The 17,992-nt window shown below is 51.3% G+C and carries 17 protein-coding genes, 2 tRNA genes and 2 pseudogenes; 11 read left to right on the forward strand and 10 right to left on the reverse strand.

The features are described from left to right. Positions 1-29 precede the first annotated feature (29 nt). The 4 genes from EYB48_RS05340 to EYB48_RS05355 all read right to left on the reverse strand — a co-directional run bounded on the left by EYB48_RS05340 (position 30) and on the right by EYB48_RS05355 (position 5,242). Positions 30-2,420, reverse strand: coding sequence for a TonB-dependent receptor plug domain-containing protein (locus tag EYB48_RS05340; RefSeq protein WP_162019266.1), 2,391 nt, complete (start codon positions 2,418-2,420; stop codon positions 30-32). Between the two features lie 246 nt (positions 2,421-2,666). Next, the gene (locus EYB48_RS05345) at positions 2,667-3,464 is read right to left on the reverse strand and encodes a helical backbone metal receptor (protein ID WP_162019267.1); all 798 of its coding nucleotides are present in this window, start codon (positions 3,462-3,464) and stop codon (positions 2,667-2,669) included. Then, positions 3,461-4,255, reverse strand: coding sequence for an SDR family oxidoreductase (locus EYB48_RS05350; protein ID WP_162019268.1), 795 nt, complete (start codon positions 4,253-4,255; stop codon positions 3,461-3,463). The genes EYB48_RS05345 and EYB48_RS05350 overlap by 4 nt, the downstream gene beginning before the upstream one ends. 108 nt (positions 4,256-4,363) lie before the next feature. Next, a complete protein-coding gene (locus EYB48_RS05355; protein ID WP_162019269.1) occupies positions 4,364-5,242 on the reverse strand; it encodes an AraC family transcriptional regulator in 879 nt (292 codons plus the stop codon). A 140-nt stretch (positions 5,243-5,382) separates the two neighbouring features. Between EYB48_RS05355 and EYB48_RS05360 the strand changes: the two genes are divergently transcribed. Further along, complete coding sequence (locus tag EYB48_RS05360) at positions 5,383-5,925, forward strand: carboxymuconolactone decarboxylase family protein (RefSeq protein WP_162019270.1); 543 nt, start codon at positions 5,383-5,385, stop codon at positions 5,923-5,925. A gap of 132 nt (positions 5,926-6,057) precedes the next feature. Here the strand turns inward: EYB48_RS05360 and EYB48_RS05365 are convergent, their stop codons facing one another. The 4 genes from EYB48_RS05365 to EYB48_RS05380 all read right to left on the reverse strand — a co-directional run bounded on the left by EYB48_RS05365 (position 6,058) and on the right by EYB48_RS05380 (position 10,078). Beyond that, complete coding sequence (locus EYB48_RS05365; protein ID WP_162019271.1) at positions 6,058-6,813, reverse strand: thiol:disulfide interchange protein DsbA/DsbL; 756 nt, start codon at positions 6,811-6,813, stop codon at positions 6,058-6,060. A gap of 80 nt (positions 6,814-6,893) precedes the next feature. Further along, on the reverse strand, positions 6,894-7,532 hold the full coding sequence (locus EYB48_RS05370) for an SPOR domain-containing protein (protein ID WP_162019272.1): 639 nt from the start codon (positions 7,530-7,532) through the stop codon (positions 6,894-6,896). A gap of 97 nt (positions 7,533-7,629) precedes the next feature. Further along, on the reverse strand, positions 7,630-9,342 hold the full coding sequence (argS, locus tag EYB48_RS05375) for an arginine--tRNA ligase (RefSeq protein ID WP_162019273.1): 1,713 nt from the start codon (positions 9,340-9,342) through the stop codon (positions 7,630-7,632). A 91-nt stretch (positions 9,343-9,433) separates the two neighbouring features. Beyond that, positions 9,434-10,078 carry a DUF6622 family protein gene (locus tag EYB48_RS05380; RefSeq protein ID WP_328823272.1) on the reverse strand — a complete coding sequence of 215 codons (645 nt, stop codon included), beginning with the start codon at positions 10,076-10,078 and terminating at the stop codon, positions 9,434-9,436. Between the two features lie 59 nt (positions 10,079-10,137). On the opposite strand from EYB48_RS05380, the pseudogene EYB48_RS05385 reads away from it, so the two are divergent. Then, positions 10,138-11,050: pseudogene (locus EYB48_RS05385) on the forward strand (recombination-associated protein RdgC). A 547-nt stretch (positions 11,051-11,597) separates the two neighbouring features. Here the strand turns inward: EYB48_RS05385 and EYB48_RS05390 are convergent. Together EYB48_RS05390 and EYB48_RS05395 are read right to left on the reverse strand one after the other, a co-directional pair. Further along, positions 11,598-11,674: transfer RNA gene (locus tag EYB48_RS05390), tRNA-Asp, on the reverse strand. A 38-nt stretch (positions 11,675-11,712) separates the two neighbouring features. Continuing rightward, positions 11,713-11,788 (reverse strand) — tRNA-Val (locus tag EYB48_RS05395). Between the two features lie 192 nt (positions 11,789-11,980). Here EYB48_RS05395 and EYB48_RS05400 point away from each other — a divergent pair. From EYB48_RS05400 to EYB48_RS05440, 9 genes and pseudogenes are all read left to right on the forward strand, one after another. Continuing rightward, a pseudogene (locus tag EYB48_RS05400) lies at positions 11,981-12,595 on the forward strand (recombination-associated protein RdgC); the annotation flags it as partial. 1 nt (position 12,596) lies between these two features. Next, positions 12,597-12,866: a hypothetical protein gene (locus tag EYB48_RS05405; protein WP_162019276.1), complete on the forward strand. Its 270-nt coding sequence runs from the start codon at positions 12,597-12,599 to the stop codon at positions 12,864-12,866. Continuing rightward, positions 12,863-14,740, forward strand: a complete 1,878-nt coding sequence (locus EYB48_RS05410; RefSeq protein WP_162019277.1) for a DNA cytosine methyltransferase — start codon at positions 12,863-12,865, stop codon at positions 14,738-14,740. Before EYB48_RS05405 ends, EYB48_RS05410 begins: the two co-directional genes overlap by 4 nt. Then, positions 14,737-15,144: a hypothetical protein gene (locus EYB48_RS05415; protein ID WP_162019278.1), complete on the forward strand. Its 408-nt coding sequence runs from the start codon at positions 14,737-14,739 to the stop codon at positions 15,142-15,144. Before EYB48_RS05410 ends, EYB48_RS05415 begins: the two co-directional genes overlap by 4 nt. Then, a complete protein-coding gene (locus EYB48_RS05420; RefSeq protein WP_162019279.1) occupies positions 15,141-15,650 on the forward strand; it encodes a hypothetical protein in 510 nt (169 codons plus the stop codon). Before EYB48_RS05415 ends, EYB48_RS05420 begins: the two co-directional genes overlap by 4 nt. Beyond that, a complete protein-coding gene (locus EYB48_RS19055) occupies positions 15,647-16,297 on the forward strand; it encodes a hypothetical protein (protein ID WP_202927676.1) in 651 nt (216 codons plus the stop codon). The genes EYB48_RS05420 and EYB48_RS19055 overlap by 4 nt, the downstream gene beginning before the upstream one ends. Beyond that, complete coding sequence (locus EYB48_RS05430; RefSeq protein ID WP_162019280.1) at positions 16,290-16,997, forward strand: hypothetical protein; 708 nt, start codon at positions 16,290-16,292, stop codon at positions 16,995-16,997. Before EYB48_RS19055 ends, EYB48_RS05430 begins: the two co-directional genes overlap by 8 nt. Continuing rightward, positions 16,994-17,476 (forward strand): hypothetical protein, encoded by a 483-nt coding sequence (locus tag EYB48_RS05435; protein ID WP_162019281.1) that lies wholly within the window; start codon positions 16,994-16,996, stop codon positions 17,474-17,476. The genes EYB48_RS05430 and EYB48_RS05435 overlap by 4 nt, the downstream gene beginning before the upstream one ends. Further along, on the forward strand, positions 17,473-17,967 hold the full coding sequence (locus EYB48_RS05440) for an HD domain-containing protein (protein ID WP_162019282.1): 495 nt from the start codon (positions 17,473-17,475) through the stop codon (positions 17,965-17,967). Before EYB48_RS05435 ends, EYB48_RS05440 begins: the two co-directional genes overlap by 4 nt. Positions 17,968-17,992: the final 25 nt, after the last annotated feature.

The following is a 17,992-nucleotide window of genomic DNA, read 5'->3' on the forward strand; positions in this document are numbered from 1 at the left end:
CGGCTTACACCAGGCTCAGATTGTGTAGATCAGAATTTTTTCCAGAGTTTGACGAAGTAAGCTGCACCACCTAAACCAAACTGTACGCTGTCGTAGTAAAACCCATTATCGGTTTCATTCGGATTCTGACGGGTCGGTTTGACATTGAAAATATTAGTGCCACCCACAGTGAGCTTGGTTGTGTCATTGAATGCATAAGTCAGTGCCACATCCGCCGAAGTCTTAGGTTCGTAATAGGCATTCGGTACGCCATTTTCTGTACCTGAGAAAGTACCCAAAGTCTGCGAACCATAATGGATGACTTTGAATTCACTGGACCATGGGCCCTGCTCATAATTGAAGCTGAGTGTGGCTTTCACACGTGGCCCGCCCTGTTCGATAAACAGACGTTCACGCTCAGACAACAAGACGTTTTCAAAGCCCTTGAGTGAAGGCGGTGCCGAGACCTTGGTCACTTCGGTTTTACTGAAATTCGCGCCGAAATATGTCGTCAGTTTGCCCGCACCCAGATCAGATTTATGGGATGCGGTCAAATCCAGACCCTGGGTTCTGGTATTAATAGAATTTACAAAGAACTGCGCCTGACCCACACCCAGTGCGGATAAGGTCGCACCCAGTGCCGGGTAATTATTGGCATCAAAACGGCCGGACAAGACGATGCGGTCAGAAATATCGATACGGTAGAAATCTGCCGTCATGCTCAGTTGCTGGCTGGGTTTAAATGTCAGGCCCAACGTGTAATTCTTAGACTTTTCTTCTTTGAGCTTAGGAATACCCGCTGCATTGGCGACCGGACCACCATTCGGTGCCAGCACCACATCCATAGGCACACCGCTGATGAAGTCGGTAAAAGTGGAAGAAAAGAAGACTTGCTGCAAAGACGGTGCACGGAAGCCTGTGCTCAACGAGCCGCGCAGATACATCGCGTCCATCGCCTTATAGCTCAGCGCCAGCTTGCCGGTCAGGGTGGAGCCAAAGTCGCTGTAGCGTTCACCGCGCAAGGCGGTTTGCACTTTGAAGCGGTTAGTGACATCGGTTTCGATATCAACATAGGCGGCCACGCTGTTACGGTTGCGGTCAGTACGGTCGCCAGGCTGGAATCCGGGGAAGCCCTGACTGCCGCCATTACCACCGATACCCACGCCGTCCACGTCGTTATACGAACCAGGTTCACCGGCAAATATCTTGTAGTTTTCACGACGGTATTCGGCACCGAAAGCGACGTTCACACCTTCCATAAAGCCGTCAAAGAAACGGCTGAAATCCAGATTGGTCGTGGCCTGGGAGAATGAAAAACCACCGGCATCAAACTGGCTGGGGCTGATACCTTTGCCGCCATTGAGCAAATCTTTATTCGCGATCGAGGCATTGAGGGTATTGCTGATGTTATAGCGCAGTTGGTTCTTACCATAGGTCTGCGACACATCGGCATTCCATTCACCGATGCGCCAGCGATAACCGGCTATGCCATAGATATCATCAATATCGCCATTGATATACGGTACAAAACCATTCGGATACATGGCGGCGGAATTACGGGACGGAATATCATCACTGCCGATACCGCCGCGCGCCCAGGCGGCAGACGATGCCTTACGTTGCTGGGCACCCAGGGTGAAATAGAATTTATCGGCGCCGCCATTCGGCACTTCACCGTTCAGATAGACGGTAGGTCCGGTGACTTTGGTGTCGCCGATAGTGCGTGGATTGCCAGGATCAGCACGGTTGGAACGGCCACGGTCGGTGTATTCCGCGGTAATCCCCAACACACCTTTTTCACCTATGCGTACGCCGCAATAGGCGGAAGGCAAATAGTTTTTGCCATCACCGGCCGAATACTGGCTATAGCCAAAACTGGCTTCGCAACCCAGCGTTTTTTTCAGGCTGATATCAAGCACGCCGGCAATCGCGTCTGAGCCATACTGAGCTGCCGCACCATCGCGCAAAACCTGGATATTACTGATTGCCATCACCGGAATCGCATTCAAATCGGTACCGGTGTTTCCACGATTACGCGCACCAAACAGATTCACCAGCGACACAGTATGACGACGTTTGCCATTGACCAGTACCAGCGTCTGATCTGAACCCAGTCCGCGCAAGGCAGCAGAATCGACCAGATCCGCGCCATCGGCACCGGTCTGACGGGTAGAGTTAAACGAAGGTGAAATATTGGCCAGCGTCTGGGCCAGATCGAATTGGCCGCCCTGCTCGGCGGATTTTGTGACGGAGATAAAATCAACTGGTACCGGTGTCTCAGTAGCGGAAGAATTGATTTTGCGTGAACCGACTATGGTTAAAGTCTGTATCGGCGCTTCGGCCGATTTGTCGGGGGTAGCAGTTTGCGCCAACGCCGCGAATGGGATTGCTGCAGCCATACCGCCAACACCATACAGCGCCAGCAGAATTGCTTTACACATGGGTTTCATAACCGGAATTCCTTGAAAAAAAGCGTGAATCGGGACAGGAAACCACCAACTGCAGTCTGCTTTTCTTCACATTTTTTGCGCAGAATTCGTTGTCACTGACCTCTATTTGCGGCAGTTTCCAAGATTTTTCAGTATCCGGTTGCAGCTAAAGCAGTGTCAATCGATGCGTTGTAAATTTACGTCTTTTATGCGGAAAACACGTATGTTTCCCGTATTTTGACGTATTTTTTTTCATTTTTAACGACAAAAAGACGTTAAATATTTCAAACCAGCAATACTGCGACTGCCGTACCAGGAAAACATTTCGCCATCTACCAGCTCTACCGGGAGGCCAGTCTGGCGCTCCAGTAAATCCACATGCTGCTGAGTAAAGCGATAGGGCTCACTCGACAACAGGATCAGATCAAGCTCGGCGCAGAGAGCTGACGTCCACTTGAAACTTGGATAACGCTGATCGTTGTCCGGTATCGCCACTTGCTGCCAGCCGATTTGGCGACACATATCCGCGATATAAGTCTGGGCCGACACCGTCATCCACGGATCTTGCCAGATGCAATACAACACGCGCTGCGGTCTGCTATGTGCGGCGCAGTCAGCCAAGGCCTGCCGCGCTGCCTCGAACTGTGCGCACAGGGCTTCGGCTTGTGCGTTATGCCCAAACAAGCCACCAGCCAGCCGGAACAAAGCCGGATTATCATTTACCGCTAATGGATGCGTGACCACCACATGCGGCACGAAGGTCGCGAGTTCATCCACCACCGGTTTCGTGTTTTCATCGATATTGACGAACAGATGGGTAGGCGCGAGTGCACGGATTTTGGCGATATTCACATCCTTGGTACCACCAATTTTAGGAATCGCAGCGACCTGATCAGCCGGATGTATACAAAATCCGGTACGCCCCACCAGTGCCTGTTGTAAGCCCAGATCGATCAGCAATTCCGTCAGTGAGGGAACCAGACTCACAATGCGTGCCTGTTCTGCATTGCACACAGGATGCTGTTGTCCTATGGCGTCGGTAAACAACTGGCTCATGCGCGTGGCTCCTGATTGTCTGACTGTCTGGGCTTTTGCGGTGTACGTGAAAAAATAAAGTCATACAGCGGATTTGGCAACAGCCGTAACAGCTTCGCAACTATCCCCATCTGCCATGGAATCACGCGATAGGAACTGCCAGCGGCGATGGTCTTAACAGCCTGCGTGGCAAAGCGCTCAGCCGGCATCAGAAAGGGCATGGGGAAGGTGTTCACCTGGGTCATGGGTGTATCGATGTAACCCGGCGCTATCGTCACCACACGTATGCCATCGCGTGCCAGTTCTACCCGCAGCGACTCACAATAACTGATGACTGCTGCTTTCGAAGCGCTGTAGGCTTCGGCACCGGGTAGGCCACGGATACCGGCCACGCTGCCTATGCCGACCAGACGGCAAGCCTGCTGTCCCGCGATACGCTGCATATGGGGGATAAAGGCACTGAAGGTCGCTACGGTCGCCATCAGGTTGGTCTGTACGATACGCTCAAACACCGCATAGTCTTCCTGATGTGCACTCAGTGTGCCCATCGAGACCCCTGCATTCGCAATCACCACCTGCACCGCCCCGGCTTCGGCGATAAAGGACTGTGCGGCCTGCCGTAAGGCGGCATGATCGGTCACATCCAGCGCATAAACACAATGACGCTCAGGATGTGGCAGCGACAGCCTTATCTGTTCCAGCTGAGCCTGGCGACGCGCGACCAGCGCCACCCGCGCGCCTTGCTGCGCATAGCTACGCGCCAGCGCCGCACCCAGACCGGAAGAGGCACCGGTAATAAACACATTCATCATCTGAAATCCAATCTGCTAACAAGGCCGAGGCTGGAATATACGTCAGCTTTTACTTCGCTGAACAATCTTGCTACAAAAAATCTATATTGTGTCGCCTACCTGGCTAACTCAATCACGCACAGATGTATTCGCTGCCAGCCAGGCCCGTGGCGACAAGCCTGTCTGCAGTGTAAACACCCGGCTGAGTGCCGATGCGTTGGTATAGCCGAGTGCGGGAGCGATCACTTTCACTGCCTGTCCTTGCATTAACTGCTTTTTGGCGACTGCGATACGCCATTCAGTCAAATAGGCGGCTGGTGCCACCCCCATTACTTTTTTAAAGCGACTCGCAAACGCACTGCGTGACATCGCTGCTTTCCGGGCTAACTGCTCCAGCGTCCAGGCTAATTGCGGACTGTCATGTATCGCTGTGATTGCCTGTGACAGTTGCGGATCAGCCAGGCCGGAAATCAATCCGGCAGAAATGCCTTGTTCAGAGGCCTGATCCAGCAAGCTGCGCAATAGCTGCAGCAATACCACGACAAACAAACGGTCAGCAATCAGACGCTGCCCACAGCGCACCTGATCGACTTCCTGAAACAACACATCGAGCACGGCTTTGAGGCCAGGCACAGCTGCCAGCGGCAACACGATCAGCGGCGGCAATGCCCTGACCAGCGGATGTGAGGCACCACCTGCAAAGTACACCGAGGCACAGGTGAAATCGGCCCCATCCACCGGTGCATTATGAAACTGATGCGCCAAAGCCTGCGGATAAAAAATTAAGCTGGGCTCAGTGATGTCTATGCTGCGCGATACCCCGGCGCCGGCATGATGCGTGAGCCGCATTTCTCCCTTGCGCAACACATGAAAAAATCCGCGTCCCGCTTGCGCATCAAACTGTGTCACACCACACAGCGCACCTGAAAAATACAGGTTCGCCGTGACCGGAAAATGTTCCAGCAAGGACGACAGCCGGTCTAGTGCGGGTAAAGTTTGTTTAGCCATATCTGGATGATTAGATACATATCTAAGACGTAAAGATACCAATCATACACATCAAACGCGCACACTGCTCTCTGTGCACTCCGCACTGTCTTATTTGACCGACGATCAATTCATCTTCTGTTTTTGCAAAGGAAAATATCATGTCCCACGTCGCTTTGATTCAATCCGCCACTACCACTGCACAACGCCAGGCACTGCTGGCTCCGATACAACAAGCCTTTGGCAGCACACCCAATATGTTCAGCGCGGTGGCCAATTCACCAGCGGCGCTGAGCAGCATGTGGGCTGCATTTGGTGCACTGGGTAAAGGAGTGCTCGGACCTCAGCTGGGAGAGCAAATTGCGGTTGCCATTGCACAGAGCAATGCCTGTGAATACTGCCTGGCGGCGCATACTTTGCTAGGTAAAAATGCGGGTCTCAGCGCAGACCAGATGGCTGCAGCACAGGCAGGGCAGTCAGCGGATCCAAAAACCGCAGCAGCACTGACATTTGCCTTAAAAGTGGTGAAACAGCGCGCCCAGGTGAATGAACAGGATTTTGTGCAATTACGCAGTGCAGGGTTTGACGATGAACATATCGTCGAGATTCTGGCCCATGTCGCGCTGAACATCTTCACCAACTACATCAATATTGCGCTCGATGTGCCTCTGGATTTCCCGGCGGTCGCATTGAATCCGGTCTGACAGGCTGAGGTCAAACGGATAGCGGCCGACATCGCAAGCCTATCCGTTTGGCACAAGAAAAAACCCGCAGCAGCCAGGCTGGTGCGGGTTTTCTTGTCGCATGCGAAGACAGGCTGGCGTCTGAAAATGAGCTTACTTCTTCTTAGCGGGTGTCTGTGCAGGGGCGGCCGGTGTTGCAGAAGCTGCAGGAGCGCTGCTACCGGCCGGGCTAATGCCTTTTTCTTTCTGTGCTTTCGCCAGCAAGAAATCCAACACTTGCAACGCAGCGCGGTTTTGCATGTCTTCAGTCACACGGCCCACACCGGACACTGCCTGCGATGGAGAAGTCACATAACGTCCGTCAACTGCGATCATAGGCACACTGTCTACCTGATACGCTTCCTGAGTCTGATTCAGGCGTGCGACCTTGCTTTGCATACTGAAAGCAGAGTTATAAATTTCACTGAATTTTTGTTTATCCAGGCCGGACTTGGCCACAAAATTCATCACGTCAGCATCAGTCTGCAAACGGTTACGGTCCACATGATAGGCATTGAAGGCCTTGATATGATGCGACTCCAGCTTGCCCATGGTATCCAGCGTCAGGAACAATTTTTGTTGCGTGACCAGGCTGTGGAAATTCACATGCACACGTTTGAACACGATTTGATCACTATGCTTTTTAACCCATTCAGCGATCAGTGGTTCGAGTGCATTACAGTGCGGGCAAAAATAACCAAAGAATTCGGTGATTTCGATTTTCTTACCCGCTTCGACTGGCTGAGCTTTGGTCAGTACACGGTATTCCTTGCCCGCTTCGGGCGCTGCCGGTGTAGCCAGTGCCAGACCTGCTGCCATACTCAAACCAGCGATCACGACACCACGAAACAGTTGTTGCAAAACTCGCATATGCTTCCTTTACTAAATCATTGAAATCCATCATCCGCCATGACAGGTGTTCTGACGCAGACCCGGCAAAGCGAACGATCTTATTTGAGGGTTTTTACGATCGCGACATCGACGCCATTCTCTGACAACTTAGCGCGGTTACGGTTCATTGTTTCTGCATTTGGATACGGCCCCACCCTGACCCGGTACATGGTGCCGGTATCAGAATTTTTCTCGCTGATTTTTGCTTCAAAGCCGATCAGGGCCAGCTTGGCACGCGCGCTTTCTGCATCATTCACTTCGCGGAAGGCACCGGTTTGCAAGTAATAGGTGTATTTATCTTCCACCGCCGGATCGATCTTGACCACTTCCGCCGGCTTCTCTGCAGGCTTGTCTGCAGTCGCTGGTTTTTCCGCAGCCGGTTTGACTTCTATCTTGCTGTCGGCTGGTTTAACGGCCACGGCATTCTGATCTGCCGCTTTCGGTGCGTCTTTCAGCACATCTTTATTCGCTTCTTTGACCGCGTCCTTATTGCCATACAACGGCTTATTCGGATCTTGTAGCTGGGTCAGCGGCTGATCCGGTTTGTCCTTACCACCTTTATTGGTAAATGGCGTGGAGGACTTGGTAATCAGTAGCGCGACGGCCACGGCAATACCCAGACCGATCACCAGACCTATGATGATGCCTGTGAGCGTGTTACCACGCTGGCGGGCCAAAGTTGTGAAATGTGCTTTCATGCGTCTCCGGAAATTGATGTTGCCAGAAATATTCATATGCTGTCACTGGCTGCCATCCCGCATCCTGCCTGGGCTGGCAGCCAGTTCTGCGTATTATTTACATCTTGTTGGGTGCGGATACACCGATCAGGCTCAGGCCATTGCGGATGACCTGGCGGGTGGCCAGCATCAGCGCCAGACGTGCCAGCTTAGTCGCCTCGTCGTCAACCAACACGCGCTCAGCGTTGTAATAGCTATGCAGCTCACCGGCCAGATCACGCAGGTAGAAGGCGACCTGATGTGGGCCAAGTTCGTCTAAGGCTTTTTCCAGCATTTCCGGATATTCTGCCAGCTTGGCCAGTAAGCTGGCTTCGCGCGGTGCGGTCAGCGGCGACAGATCGACTTGTGCCAGCGGCGCGAACGCGGCTTCATCAGTCGCATATTGCGCCAGTACCGAGCAAATACGCGCATGTGCATACTGCACGTAGTAAACCGGATTTTCGTCAGACTGGGCCAGTGCCACGTCCACGTCAAATACAAATTCAGTATCTGCCTTACGTGAGATCAGGAAGAAACGGACCGCATCACGGCCACGTACTTCATCACCATTACCCGACCATTCGATCAGATCACGTACGGTCACGTAGGAACCGGCACGCTTGGAAATTTTGACTTCGGCGCCGTCCTTCATGACCGTCACCATTTTATGCAACACATAATCCGGGAAGCCCTGAGGAATACCGACGTTCAATGCCTGCAAACCTGCGCGTACCCGTGCGATGGTGCCGTGGTGATCGCTGCCCTGAATATTGATGGCCTGGCGATAACCGCGCTCCCACTTGGTGACGTGATAAGCAACGTCAGGCACAAAATAGGTGTAAGTGCCATCTGATTTTTTCATCACACGGTCTTTGTCATCGCCGTATTCCGTGGTTTTCAGCCACAGCGCGCCATCCTGCTCATAGGTTTTGCCGGCAGCGATCAAGGCCTGCACTGCGGATTCGACTTTACCGTCGCTGTACAAAGAAGATTCGAGATAATAGTTATCGAACTTCACACCGAAAGCCTGCAGGTCAGTATCCTGTTCACGGCGTAAATAGGCTACTGCAAACTGACGAATAGAATCGATGTCATCCGCATCGCCGCTGGCGGTGGCCGGTACCCCATCGCTGGCTGCGACGGTTTTCTTGTCCAGGAAATCGCGTGCGATTTCAGCGATGTAATCACCGTTGTAAGCAGACTCTGGCCAGTTCGCATCGCCAGGCGCAAAGCCTTTGGCACGCGCTTGTACCGACAGTGCCAGATTGCCGATCTGTACGCCGGCATCGTTGTAATAAAATTCGCGCGTGACGTCGAAACCCTGTACATGCAGCAGTGCCGCCAGCGCATCACCCAGCGCGCCCTGGCGACCATGGCCTACATGCAGAGGTCCGGTTGGATTGGCAGACACAAATTCCACCACTACTTTTTTACCGGCACCGCGTGCACTTTGACCAAATGCGGCAGACTGCTGCAACACGGTACGTACTACCGATTGCTTGGCTGCTGTCGCCAGACGGATATTGATGAAGCCAGGTCCGGCAATCTCGACCGCAGCGATCAGAGGATGTTGTTGTGCTTCGATGTTGGCAACGATCTGGGTGGCCAGCTCACGTGGATTTTTGCGCAAAGGCTTAGCGATCTGCATGGCGATATTACAAGCTGCATCACCGTGTGAAGGATCGCGTGGACGCTCCAGCAGGATGGCTGGTTGCAGATCACTGCCTTCCAGCACAGGAGCAACAGCGGTTTGCAAAAGATTCAGTAAGTCTTGTTTTTGTTGAGCTAACATGGCACAGGATATTCTTTGCTTATTGGCAATGAAATGGAATGAGAACAGCAAACATTATACTGTCTCCCCCGCGCCATGTCCGTTTGGAAATTCAGACGGATGCGGTTTGCAGTGCGGCTGCTGGTTGTGCCTTCTTCAGTAATTGGCGTACACGTAATAATTTGCTCAACAGAATGCCATTCAGCAGTCCGAAAGCGATACTGCAAACCAGAATCGTGCCAGTATCCGCACCCAAAGCCGGCTGCATTGTAAAGACTATACCCTGCACGTATTTACCCACAAAAATCAGCATCATCAGCGTCAGCGGCAGCCAGCTGCCACGCACCCAGATATGGCTGGCAGATTCCACCCGCAGATTGTCTGCATTGGCCATACGTATGGCTATTTGTGCGCCCAGCCAGACTGCGCCGGCCCAACTCAGCAAAGCCAGTGCGTTCCAGCCGAATTGCTGCAACTGCCCCTGGATAGACAAGCAAGCCATCATCACCGGCAATATAGTCAGACGGCGCAGGTTTTGCACACGGTCACGGCTTGCCAGGCTACCAAAATACAATAAAGTTGCCAGAATGACCCAAACCCAGACTGGTGTATGACTCAGAATTTGCTGCAGCATGATGATCTCCTTGTTGGTGTTGGTGATGACTGATTGCGATGGAGTCAGTATGGCGAGCTGGCAAGCACAGTGCGAGCAAAATGCGACGGAGTCACGGTTAGAGTCGCAAAGCGCAGTCCGGATGGCGTCAGTTGCCGCCGCCGCACGTGTAGAATGTCAGCTTTTCATTGTTTGGATCAGCTATGTGGTTTAAGAACTTACAGGTATTTCGTCTGAATGCGCCCTGGAACATCAGCGCGGACGAGCTCAATACGCAACTCGCCAGAATTTCTTTTTCGCAATGTGCGTCCAATGAAATGCAGAGCCAGGGCTGGGCCTCGCCACGTAATAATGACTTGCTGGTACACAGCGTCAATCAACAGTTCCTGATCTCGCTGGCGACAGAAAAGAAGCTGCTGCCTTCCAGTGTGATTAACCAGGTGACTAAGGCGCGCGCGCTGGAACTTGAAGAGCAACAAGGCTTTGCACCAGGCCGTAAAGCCATGAAGNNNAGCCATGAAGGATTTGAAAGAGCGTGTGACTGATGAGCTGTTGCCGCGCGCATTCGGCGTCAAGCGTTTAACCCACGTCTGGATCGATACCGTCAACCGCTGGCTGGTGATTGATGCATCGAGCCCGGCCCGTGCCGATGAAGTCATCAAGCTGCTGCTGAAATGCTGCGACAAGATCCCGCTGGAAAGCCTGCGTGTCAAAACCAGTCCACAAGCCGCGATGACAGGCTGGCTGGCCGGTAACGAGGCGCCGAAAGGCTTCACTATCGATCAGGATACAGAACTCAAGAGTGCAAATGAAGATAAATCCACCGTGCGCTATGTACGTCATACGCTGGAACCGGATGATATACAAAAGCATATCGCTGCCGGCAAACTCTGCACCAAGCTCGCGCTGACCTGGAACGACCGCGTCAGTTTCGTGCTGACCGATACCTTGACCATCAAGCGCATCAAGCCATTAGATGTACTGGATGATGATAAGGATAAAGGCATGAATGAAGAAGAACGTTTTGACGCTGATTTCGCGCTCATGACGGGTGAACTGGCGACATTAATCGATGATCTGGTATTCGCGCTGGATGGCGAAGCACAAAGCAGTTAAACACGGCTCTCAGCGGTGCAGTCATCTCTGGCTGCGCCGCGACTGAAGACTCAGTCCCCCGCATCCTACAATCGCTCTCAACTCAGGCCGTGCACACTACACGAGCCCTGGCGTACGACAATCCTCCTCCGTCTTACTTCATTTGAGCTTGCAGACAGCAAGCTGAACGCAGCGCTATTCCCGTATGCATCTATCCCTCTGATTTCAGTGCCTTGTGCCTGTATAGGCCATGCTTTGCGGTGTTCGTGCTGTGATCGCATCGCAGCGTCGGGCGCAACTGACTGCTGATGCGATACGCATCCATGGCTGTGTTGCTGTCATTGGCTGCAGAATGCACAGAGTAGCTAAGCTGGTGCTACCGTAGCTGTAGCCCCTGGTTCCAGACTGAATAACAGTGCTTTAGCGTAGGGAAAAGACGATGCGGATAGGGCGGCCGAGAAGAGTGAGATTGCTATGCCGTATTTGACGCAACTTTAATGTAACTTTAATGCAGCAAATACTGAAGCAGAAAAGCAAAAAGCCAAGCTTTACGCTTGGCTTTTTAACTTGGCGGAGCGGACGGGGCTCGAACCCGCGACCCCCGGCGTGACAGGCCGGTATTCTAACCAACTGAACTACCGCTCCTAAACCTTAAAACTGGCTCTGTTTTCTTCGTTTATCTGTGGTGGGTGCTGAGAGGCTCGAACTCCCGACCTACGCCTTGTAAGGGCGCCGCTCTACCAACTGAGCTAAGCACCCATATTTGCTTAGTCAGATAAACTATTTAACGTTTGTCACCAACGTCAACAGAAGCAAAATTATACATCATATTTTCACTTCTTGTCTAGTCTTTCGCTGCATTTTTTCGCTTAACACCGCGTAATCTGCTGCAAAAACCTAGGCTTTCACTTAAAGCAAAACCCCCCGTTACAAACGTAACGAGGGGNGGCCATGAAGGATTTGAAAGAGCGCGTGACTGATGAGCTGATGCCGCGAGCATTCGGCGTAAAGCGCTTGACGCACGTCTGGATCGATACCATCAACCATTGGTTAGTGATTGATGCATCGAGCTCAGCACGCGCCGATGAAGTCATCAAGTTACTGCTGAAATGCTGCGACAAGATCCCGCTGGAGAGCCTACGCGTAAACATTAGTCCACAAACAGCAATGACAGCCTGGCTGGCTGGCAACGAGGCACCTAAAGGCTTCACTATCGATAAGGACACTGAGCTCAAGAGTGCGAATGAAGATAAAGCCACCGTGCGCTATGTGCGTCATACGCTGGAACCGAACAACATTAGCGGGCACATAGCAGACGGCAAGCAATGCACAAAGCTTGCACTGACCTGGAATGATCGCGTCAGTTTCGTGCTGACCGATGCCCTGACCATCAAACGCATTAAGCCACTGGATGTGCTGGATGATGACCAGGATAAGGGTATGAATGAAGAAGAGCGTTTTGATGCTGATTTCGCGCTCATGACGGGTGAATTGGCAACTCTGATCGATGATCTGGTGTTTGCGCTGGGTAGCGAGCCGTCCCCTACATCAATTGAGGGGAAGTGAGATGTGCGACTTAGACTTGGTTCAGTTTTACGCAGAGCTCTATGCTGAAGCCCTGCGTATTGCGTCAATGAGTTCAGCGAACATGCCATTTTCAGCAAAAACGTTAGCCAGCGAAAGCATATTAATTGCAGATGTTGAAACTGCCGAGGCAATCATCAAGCGAATGATGGAGGACGGCAAAATAACTGAGACATCTCCTGGCTATTACGCATGCAAGTCAGAAGTCATCAAGCGCGCCGATTCATCCAACTGCAACGAGGTGGCCGCATGAGGCGCGATAACTTTACGATGCAACTCGGATTCCCCCATGAGTTGATCATTGACAATTTTGCTGGCGGAGGTGGAACTAGCGAAGGATTAGAGCAAGCGCTTGGGCGGCCGGTCGATATCGCAATTAATCACGATCCTGAAGCTCTTGCAATGCATGCCATAAACCATCCGCATACGATGCACATATGTGAAAGTGTTTGGGATGTAGATCCAATTAAGGTAACAAATAACCAGCCGGTAGGCTTAGTTTGGCTATCACCTGACTGCAAGCACTTCAGCAAGGCAAAAGGCGGCACCCCAGTCGAGAAGCGGATACGTGGTCTTGCCTGGATCGGGATGCGCTGGGCAGCAAAGTGCAAGCCTCGCATGATCATGCTGGAAAATGTTGAAGAGTTCCAGGATTGGGGGCCACTCATCATTGACGCTAGTGGAGAGGCCAGGCCAGATCCATCTAAAAAGGGTAAGACCTTTGAGTCTTTCGTTCGTCAACTGCGCGGACACGGATATCAGGTTGACTGGCGAGAGCTGCGCGCCTGCAATGACGGCGCCCCGACAATTCGCAAGCGATTATTTCTTGTTGCTCGACGTGACGGGGTCAAGATTGGTTGGCCTGACCATGCTTATGGCGCTCCAACAAATCCCGCTGTACTCGCACGCAAGCTTTTGCCATGGGCAACTGCTGCTCAGTGCATAGACTTTAGCATTCCTGCGCAAAGTATTTTCAGTCGAAAGCGCCCACTGGTAGTTAATACAGAACGCAGGATAGCCAAAGGACTCTTGCGCCACGTACTGACCTCAGCAAAGCCATTCATAGTCAGCACAAGTGAGCAAACCATTTCTGCCAACCCTATGTCAATAGGCAATCCGTTAAGAGCTATCGCTAAGGAAAATTTCAACTGCCCTATTCTTGCTCCTTTCTTAAATGAGCACGCAAATGCAAGCAGTCAGCGCACTATGCCAGCAGACGCCCCACTGCGTACTGTGTGCGCACAAGTGAAAGGCGGTCACTTTTCTGTCGTCGCTCCCACACTAACGCCAATGCGAGGCACTAGCGAAGCGCATCTTGGGGGGCATGATATCAATGCTCCGCTATCCACAATTTCCGCTGGCGGAACTCATCATGGCCTAACATCTGCCCACTTGGTCACAATTGGTCATGGAGAGCGAGCAAGGCAGTGCGCCGAGACGCTAAAAATCGAGCCTAAATTGAACGATGAGATAAGTGATGGAGTACATAAAAGTCTAATTGCAGCATTTCTTGAGCAGGCCAATGGGGGATTTTACGATGGTGATGGTAGGGGTGTTGATGAGCCAGTTTCTACGATTACCAGTTCTGGCAGTAACCAGCGCCTAGTAATGGCATATTGCATAAAGTACTACTCTAGCGGAGGTCAATGGCAAGGTCTTACTGAGCCGATGCATACATTACCGACGAAAGCCCGCATGGGACTTGTTCAGACTGTCCAAATTGCCGCCGATTGCCTGGATGAAGAACACCGGGAGCGAGCTCGCCTATGTGCGAAATTACTGCATACCCATTTGCCGGAATATTTTACTAAGCCTGCTGAAATGGTGATTTTTTATCATTCCGGTCAATGGTGGGTTTTGGTCGATATTACCTTACGCATGCTCAAAGCGAGGGAATTATTCAACGCACAAGGATTCCCGTCTACGTACATCATTGACGAGATACCCAATCCTTCCTTGTTGTTTTCAGATGGCATTCAGGTAGCGAACCCTTTGGAGGTTCCTCGCATACCACTTTCAACAGTTGCTCAAGTACGCATGTGCGGCAATAGCGTTTCGCCAAATCAGGCGAAGGCCTTGGCAATTGCGAACTTCAAACATGAAAAGCAATTGGCGAGGGTTGCATGAAACGAATATCCGAGAGAATAACTGGCAAACAGCAAACTTACTTAGCGGACTTCCACGACGAAGTTAAAGCCGTGGCACGCAATTACGCATTGAGCCGGTATGTTGGTGAGAAGTACAGAATCATCTCAGATAAAGAGATTACCGGCCAGTATTGCGGAGTCCTAGGCGTTCGCATGGCAATTGTCTGGGGTGTAACACGCGGAACTGCGAATCGTAGGCTGCAGGCACTTGCAGCATATGGCGTGTTTCGCGAACCGCGCTACGGACATACTCACTGCGATAGCTACAAGGTATCGGAAGAATTGGGCGTCCAGTACGTCAACGAGGCTATTCAACACTGGATTTCCGTAGGCTACAGCCAGACAGAATTCCGAGAAAAAATCCATTTAGAAAGTAAAAAATGAGCAACCTTCAACAGCACATTGGCAATAAAACAGTAGGCACTGGAACCACGCCTGGCGCCTACCAATTTGATCGGTTAATCAAAGCATTACCGGTGACAAATCTAAATACAGCAAGAAAATCAGATGAATTGATTTCGGAGTTGCTTGCGAACGTCAACGAATATGCTCCAGAGACAGTAACAGCACTACTTGCATACGAAGCAGCCCAATATATTAAATCACTGGAAGAGGAAATTGCCAAATTAAACCGGAAATCAATCCACGGTTTAGAAATTACTGCCGCTCAGCTGCAAGAAGTGCTGGACTTTGTATTTGCCGATGCCGATGCACGAGATGACCACGAAAGCAGCGCTCGAATAGCCTTCCTACCAGCCGAGTATGCCCCGATTGGCGATAACAACATACGGATGAAGCCGGGGCTTTACGCATGTGACGCAGAATATCCTGAGGAGGGCTGGATCCCACTTTTTGACGATGCTGATAACGATGACGGCGGTGCAGCATGAGCCAATTACCACAACGCGACGAAACCAAGCCAGCTGAACAGCAAGGACTGTTTCAAAAATTCATTGTTGCACGCACAGACGGCAAAGACGCGCCAGGGCAAAAGCATTGCGGGTGCGAATATTTTGTTCTGGACGTGAAACATGACCAACACGCAAAAGCGGCACTGGCAGCATATGCAATTGCGTGCGCGGAAAGCCATCCAGATTTAAGAAACGATTTGGTGCGACGTTATGCCCTGCCGCCGCCTGAAGTGGCACATAAACCATCCGGCTATTTTAAAGCAGATTTAAATGGCAATTTATTATGGGGGCAGGATTGCGTAAACGAAGAGGATGTTTTTTTCAATGGCATTGACGAAATATCCAGACCTTTCTTTATGGCACCGCAAGAATTAGTTAGCCTGGAAGTGGAAAACAGAAAATTGAAGCTTCGTTTAAATCGAAACGTTTCTTTACTTGCTAATGAAACTTTGCAGTCTGAAAAAGAAAGCCTTTTGCTGCAAATAGCCGAACTGCGCGAAGTGCTGGAGCTGGCAAAGAACGGACTGCAATGGTACCAGGATCAATTCCCGGAGGTTGCCAGCGAGACGGACTATGAAACTATGGAGCGCATCAATGCAGCGCTGGAAGGTGTTGAAAATGACTAATGAAAAACAAGCGGTTGTTACGGTTGAAAAAGACGGAAATATGTGGTGCGCCAAAGGCGAAGGGTTTATTGACCTGCAAACCAGTGAAAACTATGCTTTTGGCAATACACGGGAAGAAGCAATCGATAATTATTTTATTGCCGCTGTAGCAAAACTCAATGTATTGCCAGTCCCATCAGTTACCGATCTGGAAAAGCATGCGGTTAAAAAAGACGGATCAAGACATGATATTTGCAGACGGATTGAATCAGACCTGAAAATTCAAAACGAGCAGTTGTGCGATCAGGCCGAAGCCCTGCGCCAAGAGAATGCCGAACTCAAAGCCCAGCTGGAAAAAGAGCGCATGCGCTTGGCAGGCTGTGCCACAGCGGCACTGATGAATACGGAGGAATCAGTTAAAGACCGTATCAGCAGTGACAACCCTTACTGGTCAGCATCCTATGGCGACATATGCAATGCTGTGGATCGTGAAATTGCACTGCGCAATGAGAATCAGCAATTGAAAAGCGTCATTGACTCTGCGCGAAGCGCAATTGAGGTGCTACTGGATTATGCCAGCCCACCGGAAGCTAACTGCAGCTGTCATATTTCCCCGACTTGCAATGATTGTATCAATTACGGGAAACAGCGCGAAGATGTGGAATATGTAGAGTCCATAGATAAGGAACTTTGCATAGCACTGAAAGGCGGTGTGGCATGAGCTACGAACAATTGCGCGAGCAATGCGCCGTCGCGTGTTATGAGGCGATAAAAGGTGAAATGGGCGAATCTTGGTTCGCAAAACAAATCGCAGACGTAATTCGCGCCTTGCCCCTTCCTGATCAAAAACCTATAGAGCCGATTGGTTTTGTTTATTTGTGGGGCATTGGAAAAATGCGAGCAGATAACAAAATCTATGCCTCGTTCAAAGAATGCAACGACCAAGCAAAGCTAGTCAAAAGTTGCACGGAAGTGCATCAAGTCTACACCGCGCCGCCATACACCGAAGCACTTCACAAAGAGAATACCGAACTGCGCAAGTTGTCTGACGACTTATTGAGCACTCTATCGAAGCGGTGCTATGTAATGAGTGAGTCGAATCTTCCCGGGTACCGACTTCTGATCGGGTTTGAAGGCTTAGAAGATGTACAGGCTGCACACTCCGCGATAGTCAACATCAAGAAAGGCGGTGCAGCATGAACGTAGCATACCAAGCAATGCTCTTCGCACGTGAAAAGCATAAGAGCCAAGTTCGCAAGTACACGGGCAACCCATACGCCGACCATCTGGCGGAAGTCGCAGGCATTGTGGCGACGGTCGATAAATCGCCCTTATCAATCGCAGCTTCGTGGTTGCACGATTGCGTAGAAGATCAAGGCGTGAGCATTGAAGAAATTAATGATCGCTTCGGCGTGGGTGTTGCTTCGGCTGTCGAATTCTTATCTGACATGGAACAGGGCAACCGAGCGGAGCGGAAAGCCGCGTCGCGCATTCGATTGGCTGCGGCACCTGGATGGGTGCAAACAATCAAATGCGCAGACATGATCAGCAACACCTCCAGCATTGTGATGCACGACCCGAAATTCGCTGTCACGTATCTGGATGAAAAGCGGCTGCTGCTGGACGTTATGACTAAAGCCAACCCATTACTATTGACTATTGCACGCGATCAGATAGGCGGTGCAGCATGAGCTGCGGATACAAAGGAAGGCACTT

It is taken from the genome of Cognatundibacterium crateris, from assembly GCF_010078235.1.
GTDB classification, from domain to species: Bacteria; Pseudomonadota; Gammaproteobacteria; order Burkholderiales; family Burkholderiaceae_D; genus Undibacterium; species Undibacterium crateris.

Coding starts and splice junctions, on each gene's coding strand:
- EYB48_RS05340 (WP_162019266.1), bottom strand. CDS start 2,420: ATGTGTAAAGCAATTCTGCTGGCGCTGTATGGTGTTGGCGGTATGGCT.
- EYB48_RS05345 (WP_162019267.1), bottom strand. CDS start 3,464: ATGAGCCAGTTGTTTACCGACGCCATAGGACAACAGCATCCTGTGTGC.
- EYB48_RS05350 (WP_162019268.1), bottom strand. CDS start 4,255: ATGATGAATGTGTTTATTACCGGTGCCTCTTCCGGTCTGGGTGCGGCG.
- EYB48_RS05355 (WP_162019269.1), bottom strand. CDS start 5,242: ATGGCTAAACAAACTTTACCCGCACTAGACCGGCTGTCGTCCTTGCTG.
- EYB48_RS05360 (WP_162019270.1), top strand. CDS start 5,383: ATGTCCCACGTCGCTTTGATTCAATCCGCCACTACCACTGCACAACGC.
- EYB48_RS05365 (WP_162019271.1), bottom strand. CDS start 6,813: ATGCGAGTTTTGCAACAACTGTTTCGTGGTGTCGTGATCGCTGGTTTG.
- EYB48_RS05370 (WP_162019272.1), bottom strand. CDS start 7,532: ATGAAAGCACATTTCACAACTTTGGCCCGCCAGCGTGGTAACACGCTC.
- argS (WP_162019273.1), bottom strand. CDS start 9,342: ATGTTAGCTCAACAAAAACAAGACTTACTGAATCTTTTGCAAACCGCT.
- EYB48_RS05405 (WP_162019276.1), top strand. CDS start 12,597: ATGTGCGACTTAGACTTGGTTCAGTTTTACGCAGAGCTCTATGCTGAA.
- EYB48_RS05410 (WP_162019277.1), top strand. CDS start 12,863: ATGAGGCGCGATAACTTTACGATGCAACTCGGATTCCCCCATGAGTTG.
- EYB48_RS05415 (WP_162019278.1), top strand. CDS start 14,737: ATGAAACGAATATCCGAGAGAATAACTGGCAAACAGCAAACTTACTTA.
- EYB48_RS05420 (WP_162019279.1), top strand. CDS start 15,141: ATGAGCAACCTTCAACAGCACATTGGCAATAAAACAGTAGGCACTGGA.
- EYB48_RS19055 (WP_202927676.1), top strand. CDS start 15,647: ATGAGCCAATTACCACAACGCGACGAAACCAAGCCAGCTGAACAGCAA.
- EYB48_RS05430 (WP_162019280.1), top strand. CDS start 16,290: ATGACTAATGAAAAACAAGCGGTTGTTACGGTTGAAAAAGACGGAAAT.
- EYB48_RS05435 (WP_162019281.1), top strand. CDS start 16,994: ATGAGCTACGAACAATTGCGCGAGCAATGCGCCGTCGCGTGTTATGAG.
- EYB48_RS05440 (WP_162019282.1), top strand. CDS start 17,473: ATGAACGTAGCATACCAAGCAATGCTCTTCGCACGTGAAAAGCATAAG.